Here is a 15,540-nt window from a genome sequence, read left to right as displayed (position 1 = left end):
CCCCCCCCCCCCCCGCGGCCGGTGGCCACCACACTGGTCCCGGCCGGCCGTCCCGGTCGGCCGGCCGGGAGTCCGGGTGTCGGTCGGCGGGTCAGCCTTCGCTGACGCCGACCCTTTCGTGAACCTTCTGCATGCCCTTCGGCGCGTACCAGGCCGCCGGGCCCAGCAGCTTCATGGTCGCCGGCACCAGGATGCCGCGGACCAGCGTGGCGTCGATCAGGATCGCCAACGCGGCGCCCAGTCCGAAGAGTTGGAGGAAGCTGACGGAGCTGGTCATGAAGGCCACGAAGGTGACCGCGAGCAGCACCGCGGCGGTGCTCACGATGCGGCCGGTGCGCGCCAGGCCGTGCGTGACCGCCTCCTCGCCCGAATAGCCCTGGTCGTGCAGCTCCTTGATGCGGCTGATCACGAACACCTCGTAGTCCATGGACAGTCCGAAGGCGATGCAGAAGAGCAGCACCGTCATCGAGGTGTCCATCGGCATCGGGGTGAAGCCGAGGAAGTCCGCGAAGTGCCCGTCCTGGAAGACCCACACGGTCACGCCCATCGCCGCCGCGATGCTCAGGCCGTTCAGCACCAGCGCGCGCAGGGGCTGCACGACGCTGCCGGTGAACAGGAAGAGCAGGATGAACGTGCTGAGCGCGATCAGTCCGGCGGCGAGCGGGATGCGGTCGGCGATGGCGGCCTTGGTGTCGACGAGTTGGGCGTCGTCGCCGCCGACGAGGGTGCGGGTGTCGGGCGCGCCTGGCACCGCGCGGATGTCGCGTACGAGGTCCTGTGCCGCGTCCGACTTCGGGGCCACCGTCGTCACGACGGACAGCAGTTGCGCGTCGGGGCGGGCCATGTCCGGGTTCGGGCGCCCGCCGGCCGGGTTGCCGGACGCGAAGGTGGCGGTGGAGGTGTCGACCCGGGCGACGCCGGGCAGCGCGGAGACCTCGGAGGCGTACGCCGCCAGGCTGCCGTTCGCGCCCGCGCCGGTCACGACGATTTCGAGGGTGTTCTCCTCGTTGCTCGCGTAGTCCTCGCGGAGTGAGTCGCCGACCTGGTGCATGGCGCTGTCCTTGGGCAGCACGCGGTCGTCCGGGGTGCCGAACTTAACCCCCAGCAGCGGGGACGCGGCGAACAGCAGCACCGCGAGCACCGGCAGCGCCGCGAGGACGGGCCGCCGGGCGACACCGCTCGCGAGGCCGGACCAGAACGGGGTCTCCGCGCCCTGCACGCCCTTGATGCCGCGGATGCGGCCGTACTCGACGCGCGGTCCGAGCACCGCGAGGAGGGCCGGGGCGATGAAGAGGCCGCCGAGTGCGGAGATGATGACGACGCCGATGCCGGCGTACGCGAAGGACCGCAGGAAGTACATCGGGAAGACGAGCAGCACCGCGAGGGCCGCGGCGACGGTCGCGGCCGAGAAGACGATGGTGCGCCCGGCCGTCTGCACGGTGCGTACGACGGCCTCCTCGACGGTCGCGCCCCCGGCGAGCAGTTCACGGTGCCGGGCGACGATCAGCAGGCCGTAGTCGATGGCCAGCCCGAGGCCGAGGGCGGTGGTCAGGTTGATCGAGAAGATCGAGACGTCGGTGAGGTTGCCGAGCACGAACAACTCGCCGAACGTGCCCAGGATCGCCACGAATCCGATGGCGAGCGGCACCAGGGCCGCGACCACGCTGCCGAACGCCAGCACGAGCAGGATGAGGGTGATCGGCACGGCGATCGCCTCGGCGATCGCGAGGCTCTTGCCGACCTGGGCGTTGACCTCCGGTCCGAGCGCCGCGCCGCCGCCGAGCTGGACCGAGATGGTGCCGCCGTCGCCGAGGTCGGCGGCCATGGCGTCGCGGACCGACGACGGGAGTTCGGCGACGTCCTCGTCGGTCTGGGCGATGACCAGGGCCTTCGTGCCGTCCTCCGACTTGAGCACGGGCGCGCCGGTCGACCAGTAGGAGATCGCGCCCTTGAAGTCCTCGGCCCCGCCGAGTGCGTCGGTCAGCCGCCGGCCCGCGTCGGCCACCGCGGGGTCGTCCACGGACCCGCTCCTGGCCTGCACCTCCACGACCAGGCTGGGCGACTGGCCGAACGTCTGCTCGATGAGCTCGTCGGCCTTGTACGACTCGGAGGCGGGGTCGTTGAAGCCTTCCCCCTTCAGCACGCCGAAGGCGCCGAATCCGGCGACGGCCGCGGCGATCAGGAGGAGGAGCGAGGTGACGAGGACTGTACGTGCGCGATGCGCGGCGATTCTGCCGATGCGCTCTAGCATGGCCCACCATCCGGGATGTTTATGCCGTCAACATTGTTTGCACTGATAACTTGGCATCCAATGTTGTCGCTGTCAACATGGAGGCGCAGATCAAGTTCGGAGGCGGTAGGAGTGACACCGAGAGAGCGGGCGGACCAGGGGCCCAACGGGTCGGCGGACGCGGACGCGGACCGGAGCGCAGGCAGAGGTACGGGCGAGGGTACGAGCGGGAGCGGGGCTCCACCGGAACCGGCCGGCCAGGACGCGGGCCAGTACCAGGGCCAGAACGCGGGCCAGAACGCGGGCCAGGACGCGGGCCGGGATGCGGGCCGGGGGGCGCCGCGAGGTGGGCGTGCGGCGGCGCGGGGCACGCGCCGGGCGTACCACCACGGCGACCTGCGGAACGCGTTGGTCGAGGCGGGTATGGAACTGGTCCGGTCGGGCGGGCCCGACGCGCTCGTGCTGCGCGAGGTCGCGCGTGCCACCGGGGTCTCGTCCACCGCCGCCTACCGGCACTTCGAGAACCACGGCGACCTGGTCGAGGCGGTGAAACACCAGGCGTCGCTGTTGATGGCCAGGGCGGTCCGCGCCGAGCTGGGGGCCAAGCCGCCGAGCAGCGATCCCGCGGACGAGGCCCTGCGGCGCATCGCCGCGGCGGGAGCGGGCTACGTGCGCTTCGCCCTCGCCGAACCGGGGCTGTTCCGGCTGATCTTCCGCGAGAACCGGAACGGCGGGCGGACCGCGCTCTCGCTGGCGGCCGAGGAGGCGCCGCCCGCCAAGGAGGGCGACGAGTCGTACATGACGATGGCCGACGCGCTGGACACCCTCGTCGCGGAGGGGGTGCTGGCGCCCGAGCGCAGGCCGTTCATGGACATCGCTTTGTGGGGCTCGGTGCACGGCATTGCGATGCTCCTCATCGACACGAACCTCGCCGATCTGCCGGAGGAGGCCCGCGAGGCCGCGATCCAGCGCTCGTTCGACGTGGCCTTCCACGGCATCGTCCCGGCGGGCCGCGTCGGTGGGGAGATCAGCTCGCCGTACGCCTGAGGCGGGGTGTGTGCTGTCCACCGTGCCCCCGCCACGCCGGGGCACGGTGGACAGCCGGTGTGATGGGAGCGGGGGAGCGGCTGCCGTGCCCATCCGCACGCCGCATCCGCTCTCGGCGCCCTCGGGGTCGTCCGCCCGTGCCCTGGCCCTTCGGCACGTGTCTCCGCCGCCGCCTCCCCGGCTCCCTCACCCGGCACCCGTTCGGGTCCGTGCGGGTGTCCGGGGTGGGAGCCGGTGTGATGGTGGGCTCTATGGGCAGTGAGATAGCCGGGTACGCCGGGGATCCCGAGTTCACGGGGCGCACCGCGTTGGTGACCGGGGCGGCTTCCGGGATCGGGGCTTCCGTCGCCTACCTGCTCGCGCTCGGCGGGGCGCACGTGGTCGTCGCGGACATCGACGACCTCGGGGCCGCGCGCACCGCCGCGAGGATCAACGACGCGGGCGGCCGGGCGCGGGCGATGCCGGTCGACGTGGCCCGGGCCGACTCGGTCGAGGCCCTGGTGGCCGCGACGGTCGAGGCGTACGGCGGCCTCCACCTCGCCGTCAACAACGCCGGTGTCGCAGGGCCCGTCGCGGAGCTGGCCGACTACCCGCTCGACGCGTGGGCGCGTGTGCTCGGCGTCGACCTCGACGGCGTGTTCCACGGCATGCGGTACCAGATCCCGGCGATCCTCGACCACGGCGACGGCGGGGCGATCGTCAACGTGTCCTCGGTGCACGGTGTCGTCGGCACCGACCGCGCCGCGCCGTACGTCGCCGCCAAGCACGCCGTCGTCGGCCTCACCCGCTGCGCGGCCCTGGAGTACGCCGACCGGGGCATCCGCGTCAACGCGGTCGCCCCCGGCTGCGTGGACACCCCGCTGCTGGACGTCTTCGACGACGACGCCAAGGCCGTGATGCGGGCGCAGCACCCGCTGGACCGGTTCGCCCGGCCGCCGGAGATCGCCGAGTTGGTCGCGTTCCTGCTCTCCGACCGGGCGTCGTTCCTGACCGGCGGGACGTACGTGGCGGACGGCGGCCTCAGCGCCCGCTGACGCGCGGGCCCGGCGGGAGCCGAAGACACGGCCGCGCAATTCGCTTGCGGAACAGAACCGCACGCGTTTCGGTTGACGCCCATGTCCCGAACACCTTGGGAGGGCCGCACAGGCCCGGGATCGCCGAAAGGAGCGAACGTGACGACGCAGATGTCCGGCATGACCGTGGAGAACTACCGCTGGGCGCAGGAACTCGTCGACGCCCGCGACCCCCTTGGCGCCCTCAAGCTGATCGAACCGGCCCTGGAGGCCGAGCGGGACAACCTGTCCGTGCAGTTGCTGGCCGCGCGCGCGTACTTCGGTTCGGCGCAGCTCGGCCGCGCCGAGGCGACGCTGCGCCGGGTCGTGGAGCTGGACCCGCGCGAGGCGTGGGCGCTGCACGCGCTCGGGCGCACGCTGGAGCGTGCCGGGCGCGCGGCCGAGGCCGGGCCGTACTTCCGGCTGGCGGCGGCGATGTGCCCGGAGCCCGAGTACGTCACGGCTGCCTGGCGCCACATGCCGGCGCCGCACGAGGAGTGACGCGGGTCTTGATCTGACGCGCGGTCAGACGGCGGCGGGCCCTCGGTCCGCCGCCGTTGTGCGTCCGGGGCCGCTGTCTGTGGTGGCGTCTGTGGTCGCGTCTGTGGTGGCGTCCACGGGCGTGTTTGCGGCAGTGCCCCGGGTGCCGAACGGCCACCGCGCCCACGTGCTCGTCAGCAGCAGTTGCGCGGCGATGTAGAGCGGCATGACCAGCGCGTCCTGGCCGGGGAAGGCGTCGACGTCCGCGATGCCGAACGCGATCAGCGCGTCGGACAGCAGGAACAGCGCGCCGCCGAGGGCCGTGCGTCCGTCCAGCCCGGCCGCGAAGACCGCCATGGCGGTCAGCAGCAGGCTGTAGCCGATTACCGGTACGAGCAGGTCGTCCAGCCCGCCCCACAGCACGGCGATCATGGCCGCCCACGCCGTGCCGTAGGCGACCGGCACCCACGGCTTCCGGGCGAGCCGGGCCCGCGCGCCCGCGCGGTCGAAGGCACGGATGTACGCGACGTGCCCCGCCGCGAACCCGGCCATGCCGAGCATGAACAGCGCCTCGCGGTCCGGCAGCAGCCCAACGTCGCCCACGAATCCGCCCGCGAGCGCGATCAGCGGCAGTCGCAGGTCGGTGCCGCGCCGGGCGGACGCCACGACGTACGCCGCGAGCACCGGCATCAGCAGCGGCTTCGTCGCCCAGCGCACCGCCCCGACGTCGGCGGCGGCAAGCACCGAGTCGACGACGCCGAGTGCGAGGTACGCGGCCACGAGCCCCTTCGCGCCAATGCGCCGGAACAGCCGGGCCGCCCTCACGCGACGACCCCTGCGGACCGTGTGCCGGGACGCGCCGACTCCGCTGCCGCGTCCCGGTCCGGCGCCGCGCCGGCCGACGGGCTCCAGCCCGGACCCCGCAACACGCGCCCGAACCGCTCGCGCCAGGAGGCCGCGTGCCGCATGTCCCGGCCGATCGCCCAGTACTCGTGGAAGGCCACGCGCAGCGGGTTGTACGTCGAGATGTTCTTGGTCAGCCCGTAGTCGACCTTCTCGCCCTCCGGCTCGAACGAGCGGAACAGCCGGTCCCAGACGATCAGGATCCCGCCGTAATTGCGGTCCAGGTACTGCCGGTTGGAGCCGTGGTGCACGCGGTGGTGCGAGGGCGTGTTGATCACGTACTCGACCGGCCGCCACAGCTTGCCGATGCGCTCGGTGTGGATCCAGAACTGGTAGATCAGGTTCACCGAGTACGCCGCGAACACCATCGCGGGCTCGAACCCGAGCAGCGCGACGGGCGCCATGAACACCAGGTGGTGGGCACCCGTCCAGCTCTGCCGCAGCGCGGTCGAGAGGTTGTAGTGGCGGCTGGAGTGGTGCACGACGTGGCTCGCCCACAGCAGGCGGATCTCGTGCATCGCACGGTGTTCCCAGTAGTAGAAGAAGTCCACCGCGAGCACGGCGAGCGCCCAGCCCCACCACGTGCCGGGCACGTCGAGCGGCGTCGCGTCGAAAGCCGCCGACCAGACGATGATCGCGAGCAGGCCCCAGCCGAGGTTGGCGGCGATGCTGCCGAGGCCCATCGACAGGCTGGTGGCGGTGTCCTTGGGCGCGTACCCCCGGCGGTCGTCGTCGGGCGCGAACCGGTACGCCAGGATCTCCACGGCGAGCAGCAGCACGAAGGCCGGGATCGCGTACGTGGTGAGGTCCATGACGCAGAGATTACTCGCGGGTAGGGCGGAGCGGAAGGGCTGTCGGGGCGGTGGTGTTACCGCCGGTAGTCCTTGGAGCGGTCGATGGGCCGGAGACGGGCGTCGACGCCCGACGTCGGCGGCGGACAGCGGGAGCCCGGGCGCTCGCGCCGTAGGCCGCCGGCCCGTTTCAGCAGTACTTGGATCAGGCGCTCACCCTCGCGCACGAGTCCGACTCCGCCCGCGGACCGCGACCGTGAACTCACCTGCCCCGCACCGAGGCCAGGCGTCGCGGCGGGAGCGCTACGGGGAAACGGGTGCGCCTGTGGGCAGCCGGTACACGCCGTCCGCGACCGGCTCGACCAGGCCGTCGGCGACCAGGCCGTCCAACGCGCGGGCACGCTGGACGGGTTCGTCCCACACGGCGTCCAACCGGCCCTGCGGGACCGGCCCTTCGGCCTCGCGCAGCACGGCGAGGAGCTTGCCGCGCACCTGGCGGTCCGTGCCGGCGTACGTCTGGCCGCGGCGCGGCGGGCCGTCGTACGCGGGCTTCCCGGCCAGGCGCCACGCGCACAGCGCGGCGACCGGGCAGTCGGCGCAGCGCGGTGTGCGGGCGGTGCAGACCAGGGCGCCCAGCTCCATGACGGCCACCGCCCAGGTCGCGGCGGTCTCGTCGGCGTCCGGCATGGCCTCGGTCGCGGTGCGGCGTTCGGCGGCGGTGGTGGACTGCGGCGGGTATTCGGTCCCGTCGACGGCCCGGGCGAACACGCGCCGCACGTTGGTGTCGAGGACCGCGTGCCGCTGGCGGAACGCGAAGGACGCCACGGCGGCGGCGGTGTACTCGCCGACGCCGGGCAGTGCGAGCAACTTCTCGTGCTCGTCCGGGACTTCGCCCTTGTGTCGGTCGCGGATCGCGGTCGCGGCGCCGTGCAGCCGCAGCGCGCGGCGCGGGTAGCCGAGGCGGCCCCACGCACGCACCGCCTCGCCGGGCTCGTCGTCGGCGAGCGCGGTCGGGGTGGGCCAACGGGCCAACCACGCCTCGTACATCGGCAGGACCCGGCTGACCGGGGTCTGCTGGAGCATGAATTCGCTGACCATGACGGCCCACGCCGAGGAGTCGGGGGTCCGCCACGGCAGGTCGCGGGCGTTCTCCGCGTACCAGGCGATCACGGGTTCGTTGAGTGCGTGCGGCATGACGGGACCGATCCTCCCACGTCCCGGGAGGTCACTCGTACGAGGGAACTCGGGAACACCCGGGAGGCTTGCGGGGGTTTGCCGGAAAGCGTCCGCGAGAACCCGTCTCAACATCCAAAATCCCACGTCGGAACCGGCGCGGCTGCGCCAGACGGCGTAACCGCGACACATAGAGTTGCCAGGTGGAATCTGTGACCCGCCCTGTTGGCCATCTGCCCCCGTCCGTGTACTGGCGCCGACGGGCGATCGTGCTGGTCGGCCTCGCCGTTCTGATCGCGCTCGTGGCGTGGGCGTGCACCGCCGGGGGCGGGGACGACGACAAGAAGAACGCCGCCGCCGAGAGCACCGCACCGACGGGCTCCGGCTCGCCGGCGCCGATCGGGCCCGGCCCGAACGACGGCGCGGCCAACGGCGGCCCGTCCACCGGTTCGCCCGGCGCCCCGGCGCCCAGCGGCGGGACCACCGGCAGCCCCAGCGGCGGCGCGAACCCCGGTGCCGGCGGCAATCCGGGTGCGGCCAACGGCGGTACGGTCCCGGGTGCGAACCCCGGGGCGAGCCAGACCCCGCCGCCCGGCCAGCAGCAGCCCCCGGCGCCGCCCGGCGGGGCGACGGTGAACGGCATGCTCGCCTGCCAGTTCCCGGGCAATGCGGAGGTCGTCGTGATCGGGGACCGGCCGCAGGACACCAAGTTCCGGGTCGGAGAGCAGGTGAAGCTGACCCTGGAGGTGCGCAACACCGGACGCGAGACCTGCGCGGTGGACATGTCGCAGCGCATCGCCACCGTCGAGATCCGCTCCGGCAACGACCGCATCTGGTCGCCCGCCGACTGCGCGTCCGGCGGCCAGGAGATCACCCAGATCCAGCCCGGCAAGTCGGTCAGCCGTACCTGGACCTGGAACTGGACCCGCAGCGACCCCGCCCGCTGCACCGGTCCCGCCCCGACCCTGAACACCCCGCCCCCGGGCGCGCTGTTCAGCGCCACCGGCAAGGTGATCGGCATGCAGTGGGCCAGCCAGCCGTACAAGTGGCTGGTGGCGCAGTAGCGCACGGCCGGCGCCCGGCGGTGTGACCCGGGCGGTCTCGGGCACTCGCGGTGCGAACGCGCGGCCCGGGTAGGCCCGCCGGGTTCGCCGCCAGTTGGCCGTGGGCCGTCCGGCAGGCGCCGGGTGAGGACAGACGAGCACATGCGAACGCCCCCGCCGGGATCCGGTGGGGGCGTTCGCATGTCACGGGTCCGGCGGGCCGGGGTACGGCGCCGTCGGGCGGGCGCGTGGGTCAGACGTACCGTTCCAGGATGGACGACTCGGCGAGGCGGGACAGGCCCTCGCGGACGCTGCGCGCCCGGGCTTCGCCGACGCCGTCGACGGCCTGGAGGTCGTCGACGCTCGCGGCCAGCAGCTTCTGGAGGCCGCCGAAGTGCTCCACCAGGCGCTCGATGACCACCGGTGGCAGGCGCGGCACCTTGGCGAGCAGGCGGTAGCCGCGCGGGCTGACCGCCGAGTCGAGGACCTCGGCGCTCGACGTGAAGCCGAGCGCCCGGGCCACCGTCGGCAGGTCCAGCAGGTCGGTGTGCGTCAGGCCGTCGAGCTCGTCGAGGACGTCCGTCTCGGTGCGGCCCCGCTTCAGCGCCCGCTCCGGGATGTAGTCGCGCGACACCAGCGAGCGGTCCGGCTCGACCCCGGCGATCAACTCCTCGAGCTGGAGTGCGAGGAGGCGGCCGTCGGTGCCCAACTCGGTGACGTACCCGTCGATCTCACGGGCGATCAGGCGCACCATCTCCAACCGCTGGGAGACCGCGCACACGTCGCGCACCGTGACCAGGTCCTCGATCTCCAGCGCGGAGAGCGTGCCGGCCACCTCGTCGAGGCGCAGCTTGTAGCGCTCCAGCGTGGCCAGGGCCTGGTTGGCCCGCGACAGGATCGCCGCGGAGTCCTCCAGGACGTAGCGGCGGCCGTTGACGTACAGCGCGATCAGGCGCATCGACTGGCTCACCGAGACGACCGGGTACCCGGTCTGCTTGTTGACGCGCTCGGCCGTGCGGTGCCGCGTGCCCGTCTCCTCGGTGGGGATCGACGGGTCCGGGACCAGTTGCACGCCCGCCCGCACGATCTTGCTGAAGTCCTTGTCGACCACCAGCGCGCCGTCCAGCTTGCACAGCTCGCGCAGCCGGGTCGCGGAGAACTCGACATCCAGCACGAACCCGCCGGTGCACAGCGATTCGACGGTCTTGTCGAAGCCGAGGACGATCAGGCCGCCGGTGTTCCCGCGCAGGATGCGTTCCAGGCCGTCGCGCAGGGCCGTGCCCGGCGCCACCGCCATCAGCGAAGCCCGTACCAGGGCCTGATCGGTCGCGCCCTTGTCGGTCCGGTCATTCGTTGCCACAGAACTCCCCGTGGTCGTCGCCGTCCCCGGCTGCGGCGGCCGGGCCCGGTCCGGAGGTCGTCCCGGGTGACGGCCCCGCTGCCGCTGAGAAAGATCGGTGGAAAAGTCTACCGGTGAGACACAAGGGAGAATGCGCGCAGCGCCTCGGAGATGTCCGCCACTTCCGTGACGCGCATGCCGTCGGGCACCTTTCCGGGGTCCGGGGGCACCAGCGCGTGCGTGAATCCGAGCCGGTGCGCCTCCGCCAGCCGCCGCTGCACGCCGGTCACCCGGCGCACCTCGCCGGCCAGCCCGACCTCGCCGACCGCGACGAGTTTGGCGGGGAGCGGATGGTCGGCGGCGGCCCCCGCGAGGGCCAGCGCGGCGGCCAGGTCGGCGGCGGGCTCGGTCAGGCGTACGCCCCCTACCGTCGCGGTGTAGATCTCCGTCTTGTCCAGCCGTACGCCACCGCGCCGCTCCAGCACGGCCAGCACCATCGACATGCGCGCCGAGTCCAGCCCCGAGGTGGCCCGGCGTGGCGTGGGGATCTGGGACGGCGCCACGAGCGCCTGCACCTCGGCGACCAGCGGGCGCTTGCCCTCCAGCGTGACCGTCACGCAGGTGCCCGCGACCGGCTCCTTGCGCTGGGTCAGGAAGAGCCCGCTCGGGTCGGCGAGGCCCTTGATGCCCTCGTCATGCAGCTCGAAGCAGCCGACCTCGTCGGCGGCGCCGTACCGGTTCTTGATCGCCCGGACCAGGCGCAGGCGCGCGTGCCGGTCGCCCTCGAAGTGCAGCACGACGTCGACGAGGTGTTCCAGCAGGCGCGGGCCCGCGATCGAGCCGTCCTTCGTGACGTGCCCGACGATGATCGTGGCGATGCCGCGTTCCTTGGCGATGCGGATCAGCCCGCCCGCGACCTCGCGTACCTGGGACACGCCGCCGGGGGCGCCGTCGATCTCCGGGGACGCGATGGTCTGCACCGAGTCGACCACCAGCAGCGCGGGCTTGACCGCGTCGACGTGGCCGAGCAGCGCCGAGAGGTCGGTCTCCGCGGCCAGGTACAGGTGTTCGTTGAGCGCGCCGATGCGCCCGGCGCGCAGCCGCACCTGCGACGCGGACTCCTCGCCGGTGATGTACAGCGTGGGCGCCTGCGGGGTGGCGAACGCGCTCGCGACGTCCAGCAGCAGCGTCGACTTGCCGACGCCCGGCTCGCCGGCCAGCAGGATCACCGCACCCGGCACCACGCCGCCGCCCAGCACCCGGTCGAGTTCGTCGACGCCGGTGGTGTGGAAGCGCGCCGCCTCGACGTCGATGCGCGGGATGGGCAGCGCGGGCGAGGTGACCGGTCCGGCGGTGACGGTGCGGAGCTTCGATTGCGCGCCGAACTCCTCGACGGTGCCCCAGGCGTGGCACTCGGGGCAGCGGCCGAGCCACTTGGGCGTGGTCCACCCGCACTCGGTGCAGCGGTACGAGGGACGCGCCTTGGCGGACGCCGACGTGGTCTTGGCCATGTGCGGCACGGTAGCCGCCGGGGCCGACACGGGGACAGCCGACACGGTCGGGTGGGGTTCGCGGTCGCGTTCGAAGTGCGGTCGGCGGTGGCGGGTGCGACCGGTCGCGCGATGCGGATCGCGGGGAACGCCCGCATTTGGGAGCGCGCAGGATCGCGGAACAGTCAAGGGATTGTGACAGGAAGACTGGAATCGGGTGGTCGTCCGCCAAAACCGTAGTGGTGCGGTCGCCTCGTGCGTACGGTGTGGCCTCATGCATGGTGGGGGTGCACCGGTCGTGGGGGCCGGTCTTGCCGTGGCGCTTGCGCGCGGCCACGAAAAGGGGACGCCCGAGGGCGTCGCGGAACTCTATGACGCGTACGCGGACGGGCTGTTCGCGTACTGCCGCACGATAACCGGCGACGAACGCATAGCCGGGGAGATCGTGCACGACACAGTGGTGGTCGTCCGCGCGCGGGCGGCCGGGCTGAACGGCGACGCGCAGTTGCGCGCGCTGATGTACGCCGTCGCCCGGAGCGAGTGCGTGCGGCACGGGGGAGCGCGGCCGCACGGCCGGGACTCGGCGGCGACGGCGGCTGCGGCGGCTGAATCCGGTCAGGTCTGGCGGCCCAACGTGGTGGTCCTGGGGGCGGTACGCGACCGCGCCCGGCTCCTCCCGCTGGTCCCCGTCGCGCTGGCCGGCGTCGACGCGCCCGAGCGGGAAGCCCTGGAACTGTCCGTCCGGCACGGCCTGGAACCCGTCGAACTCGCCCGGGTGCTGGGCGTGTCGGAGCGCCAGGCCGAGCGGCTTGCGGAGCGCGGGCGCGAGCAGTTCGCGACGTGCCTGCGCGTCCATGCGGTGTGCGTGCACCCGGACCAGGAGTGCGCGGAACTCGCGGTGCTGCTGCCGACCGGCGTGGTGTCCGGCGCGACGCTGCCGGAACCGATCGAGAGCAGGCTGCGGGTGCCGGCGGAGCTGCACATCGACTCCTGCGAGTCGTGTGCGCCGTTCCGGCCCGAACTGGTGCTGCGACCGGGAGGGTTCACCGGTCCCCGGCAAACTCTCCCGGCTACAGCACCGGCGGCGTCGGACGCGGATGTCGTGGATGCGCTCGTGGCCACCGGGCCCGCCCGCCCGGCGCCGCTGTCGGTGCGCGCGGCGCTGTTGCGCACCTCGGCGCGCGGCGCACGCGGCGCGCACGGACACGGGCTGGTGGTCGCGCGCGCGGTGCGCGCCGGGCGCGACGGGTTCCCGCGTACGCGCCGCCGCGGCCGGGCCCCGCTCGCGACGGCGGCGGTGGCGGCCGCCGCCGGCCTGCTCATGATCGTCGCCCTGGTCGCCTCGGACGGGTCCGCCGACGCGGAGGACCGCGGCAACGCACCCGTCGCGCTGGCCTCGCAGCCGGGGCAGACGCCTGGCACGCTGCCGGAGCCGGGCATTGCCGGTGCGGGGGTGCCCGGGGCCGCGGTGGAGGCGCCGACGTCGGCCGCCGCGTCGCCGACCGCGCCGGGCACCGCGGTTCCGTCGACCGGGAAGCCGTCGGCGACCGCGTCGCGCCCGCCCGGATCCCTGCCTCCGTCCTCGGGTGGGCCGAAGGGCAACGGCGGGCAGCAGAACGGCCCGGACGGCGGGCCGGGGAACGGGCCGGGGACGGGCCAGGGAGGGGCCCGGATCGCCGGGGCGGACGACGGCGGCGCGCCGGGGGCCGGCGGCGCCCGGGTGGTCGTCCTGACGCCGAACCTCGCGTTCACGCCGGGGAACGCGTCCGGGACGCTGCGCCTTTCGGCCGTCGGCGGGCAGATCACCTGGTCGCTCGGCGTGTCGGCACCGTGGGTCACGGTGTCGCGGACCTCCGGGACGCTGCGGTCGGCCGGCACGGCCTCGGTCACGGTCACGTGGGACCGGAGCAAGGCGCCCGCGGGACGCACCGCCACGGCCGTCATCACGGTCGGGCCCGGGGGTCAGACGGTGACCGTCTCCGGGCCGGGCAGGTAGCGGGGACGGCTTGCGGCTGCCGTGGCGGCCTGTTCCGCCACCGGTTTCGCCCGGCGTGGCGGTCTGTTCCGTCACCGGGTTTCGCGCCGCGTGGCGGCCCGCTCCGCTACCGGCTTTCGCCACCCGGGTCCGTTCCGTGTGCCTTTGCGGCGGTGTCGACGCGGTGTCGGGGCCGACAAACCGTCCGACTTGACCCGATACGCGTCACCAGCTAATGCGATTCACTCGGAAGTGTGATTATCGATCCCGAAAGACGTATGAAAGTGCAATTCACCTGAGTTCCGGGGTGTGCGCCGCCTACGTTCGCCCGTGTGACGGAATCGGTGACGACGGGAGCGGCCTCGGTGGCGACGCCCCACGCAGCACAGTCTTGGGGGCGCGCGGCATACGACGCATACGCGGAGGGGCTCTACACGTATTGCCTGTCCGTGTTGCGCGATCACACCGCCGCGGCGTCCGCGCTGCGCAGCAGCTTCGTCCTCGCCGACCGGCACATCGGACGCCTGCCCGACCTGGGCCTGCTCAAGCCGTGGCTGTACGCCCTGGCGCGCTACGAATGCCTCGTACGCCTGGACGGCGGCGGCCCCGTCGACCTCCCGGTGCCGGCGCCGGAGCCCGACGGACTCTCCGCCTCCGGCACCATCCCGGTGCAGGGCCGCCGCGCCGCGCGCGAGCGGGGCGAACTGGCGCTTCTCGCCTGGCCCGAATCGGTGGGCCTGGAGCCGGAGTACCGCGAGGCGCTGGAGTTGTCCGTGCGGCACGGTCTGGAGACCCGGGGGCTCGCGGCGGTGCTCGGATGGGACGAGGAGCACGCCCGGCGGGCGCTGCTGCACGCGGGGCACGAGGTGGACCGTACGCGCGCCGCGCTGGAGGGCGCCCGCGCCGCGGTGAGCTGCCCCGACGGCCCCGGGTTGGCCGCGGACGCGGCGGCTCCGGGCGTACGTGACCGGCTCGTGGAACACGTGGACGCGTGCCGCCGCTGCCGCCCGCATGTGCGGCTCGCCGCGGCGCGCCTGGCGCCGATCGTCGGCGCGGCGGCGGATCCGCATCCGCTGCCGACCGTCGAGCCGCCGGCGGAACTGCGTACCGCGGTGCTGGGCGACGTGGGGCGCGGCCGCTCGGCCCACCGGCCGGCCGAACTGACGCGGCGAGTGGCGGAGTTCGACCGTGCGGGGTTCCCGGTGTTCCGCTCCCGGGAGGGGCGCGGGCGACCGGGGAAGCGCCGGATGACGGCGGTCGCGGCGGCGGTGCTGGTGATCGTCGCGGCGGTTCCGGCGATTGCGCTGTGGCAGGCCGTGCACCAGAACGACGAGGCGCGCGTACGGGCGACGACGATCTCGGCGGCGCGCGTCACGACCGTCGATCCGCCGTCCGACAAGACGACACGCGAGACCACGGGGGCGGGGGACGCCCGGCAGGGCGGCAGCCCGGCGAACCGCCCGCTACCGTCGTCGGTCCCGCCGCCGGCCGCGCCGCAACCGGGCGGCCGCTCGGGCGCGCAGGCGGCGCAGTCTGCGGCCCCGGACCCGCCGATCGCCGGACCGGTCGCCCCACTTCCCGTCGCACCGCCTCCGGCGCCCGACGAGCACCCCGCACCGGTCGGCCGCACGCCGGAGCAGGTTGCCACGGCGCCGGTCGTCGAGGTGGCACACGACCGCGACCGTACGGTCGTCACCCTGCGCAACACCGGCCCGGTGGCGGTCGACTGGACCGCGGAGACATCGGCCGCATGGCTCCGATTCAGCCGCACCGGGGGCAACCTGGCCCCCGGCGAAAGCACGACACTGACCGTCACCGTGGACTCCACCAAGGCCCCCAACGGCTCCTGGTCCGCGAACGTCCTCATTCAGCCGGGGAATTCGCAGGTGACGATCGAGGGCAAGACCAACCCCGGCGGAGACACCTCCACGTCCCCCAACCCCAGCGGCTCCACAACGTCGAGCCCCACCACCACGCCGACGTCGTCGGCCACCACTCCCACCAAGCCCTGAGCGGC

Annotated in this window: 12 protein-coding genes; 6 read left to right on the top strand and 6 right to left on the bottom strand. The window is 73.5% G+C overall.

Annotation, left to right across the window (positions count from 1 at the left end):
• Positions 1-91: 91 nt before the first annotated feature.
• The gene (locus ACRX5S_RS19155; protein WP_436774201.1) at positions 92-2,251 is read right to left on the bottom strand and encodes an MMPL family transporter; all 2,160 of its coding nucleotides are present in this window, start codon (positions 2,249-2,251) and stop codon (positions 92-94) included.
• Positions 2,252-2,362: 111 nt separating this feature from the next.
• Here ACRX5S_RS19155 and ACRX5S_RS19150 point away from each other — a divergent pair, with 111 nt between their 5' ends.
• The 3 genes from ACRX5S_RS19150 (at position 2,363) to ACRX5S_RS19140 (ending at position 4,830) form a co-directional block, all read left to right on the top strand.
• Entirely contained in the window at positions 2,363-3,277 is a 915-nt protein-coding gene (locus ACRX5S_RS19150) for a TetR/AcrR family transcriptional regulator (protein ID WP_436774200.1), read from the top strand.
• A gap of 251 nt (positions 3,278-3,528) precedes the next feature.
• Positions 3,529-4,311 (top strand): SDR family NAD(P)-dependent oxidoreductase, encoded by a 783-nt coding sequence (locus tag ACRX5S_RS19145; RefSeq protein WP_436774199.1) that lies wholly within the window; start codon positions 3,529-3,531, stop codon positions 4,309-4,311.
• 138 nt (positions 4,312-4,449) lie between these two features.
• On the top strand, positions 4,450-4,830 hold the full coding sequence (locus ACRX5S_RS19140; RefSeq protein WP_436774198.1) for a tetratricopeptide repeat protein: 381 nt from the start codon (positions 4,450-4,452) through the stop codon (positions 4,828-4,830).
• Between the two features lie 24 nt (positions 4,831-4,854).
• Here ACRX5S_RS19140 and ACRX5S_RS19135 read toward each other — a convergent pair whose 3' ends face one another.
• The 3 genes from ACRX5S_RS19135 to ACRX5S_RS19125 form a co-directional block, all read right to left on the bottom strand.
• Positions 4,855-5,634: a lysoplasmalogenase gene (locus ACRX5S_RS19135; protein WP_436774197.1), complete on the bottom strand. Its 780-nt coding sequence runs from the start codon at positions 5,632-5,634 to the stop codon at positions 4,855-4,857.
• A complete protein-coding gene (locus ACRX5S_RS19130; protein WP_436774196.1) occupies positions 5,631-6,524 on the bottom strand; it encodes a sterol desaturase family protein in 894 nt (297 codons plus the stop codon). Before ACRX5S_RS19130 ends, ACRX5S_RS19135 begins: the two co-directional genes overlap by 4 nt.
• 282 nt (positions 6,525-6,806) lie before the next feature.
• A complete protein-coding gene (locus ACRX5S_RS19125) occupies positions 6,807-7,697 on the bottom strand; it encodes an A/G-specific adenine glycosylase (RefSeq protein WP_436774195.1) in 891 nt (296 codons plus the stop codon).
• 182 nt (positions 7,698-7,879) lie between these two features.
• Here ACRX5S_RS19125 and ACRX5S_RS19120 point away from each other — a divergent pair, with 182 nt between their 5' ends.
• Complete coding sequence (locus ACRX5S_RS19120) at positions 7,880-8,740, top strand: hypothetical protein (protein WP_436774194.1); 861 nt, start codon at positions 7,880-7,882, stop codon at positions 8,738-8,740.
• Between the two features lie 232 nt (positions 8,741-8,972).
• Here the strand turns inward: ACRX5S_RS19120 and disA are convergent, their stop codons facing one another.
• A complete protein-coding gene (gene disA / locus ACRX5S_RS19115; RefSeq protein ID WP_436774193.1) occupies positions 8,973-10,079 on the bottom strand; it encodes a DNA integrity scanning diadenylate cyclase DisA in 1,107 nt (368 codons plus the stop codon).
• A gap of 107 nt (positions 10,080-10,186) precedes the next feature.
• On the bottom strand, positions 10,187-11,569 hold the full coding sequence (gene radA, locus ACRX5S_RS19110; protein WP_436774192.1) for a DNA repair protein RadA: 1,383 nt from the start codon (positions 11,567-11,569) through the stop codon (positions 10,187-10,189).
• Positions 11,570-11,864: 295 nt separating this feature from the next.
• Here radA and ACRX5S_RS19105 point away from each other — a divergent pair, with 295 nt between their 5' ends.
• Positions 11,865-13,544, top strand: a complete 1,680-nt coding sequence (locus tag ACRX5S_RS19105; protein ID WP_436774191.1) for a BACON domain-containing protein — start codon at positions 11,865-11,867, stop codon at positions 13,542-13,544.
• A 311-nt stretch (positions 13,545-13,855) separates the two neighbouring features.
• Complete coding sequence (locus ACRX5S_RS19100) at positions 13,856-15,535, top strand: BACON domain-containing protein (RefSeq protein WP_436774190.1); 1,680 nt, start codon at positions 13,856-13,858, stop codon at positions 15,533-15,535.
• The last annotated feature ends 5 nt before the right edge of the window (positions 15,536-15,540 follow it).

Origin of the sequence: Yinghuangia sp. YIM S09857 (genome assembly GCF_051388915.1) — a bacterium.
Classification (GTDB): Bacteria; Actinomycetota; Actinomycetes; order Streptomycetales; family Streptomycetaceae; genus Yinghuangia.
The sequence above is the reverse complement of the archived record's forward strand: the minus strand, read 5'-3'. Positions and strand labels throughout refer to the sequence as shown.

Bases quoted from the DNA above. Each gene is read 5' to 3' on its own strand.
- ACRX5S_RS19155 (WP_436774201.1), bottom strand. From the start codon at position 2,251: ATGCTAGAGCGCATCGGCAGAATCGCCGCGCATCGCGCACGTACAGTC.
- ACRX5S_RS19130 (WP_436774196.1), bottom strand. From the start codon at position 6,524: ATGGACCTCACCACGTACGCGATCCCGGCCTTCGTGCTGCTGCTCGCC.
- ACRX5S_RS19145 (WP_436774199.1), top strand. From the start codon at position 3,529: ATGGGCAGTGAGATAGCCGGGTACGCCGGGGATCCCGAGTTCACGGGG.
- radA (WP_436774192.1), bottom strand. From the start codon at position 11,569: ATGGCCAAGACCACGTCGGCGTCCGCCAAGGCGCGTCCCTCGTACCGC.
- ACRX5S_RS19125 (WP_436774195.1), bottom strand. From the start codon at position 7,697: ATGCCGCACGCACTCAACGAACCCGTGATCGCCTGGTACGCGGAGAAC.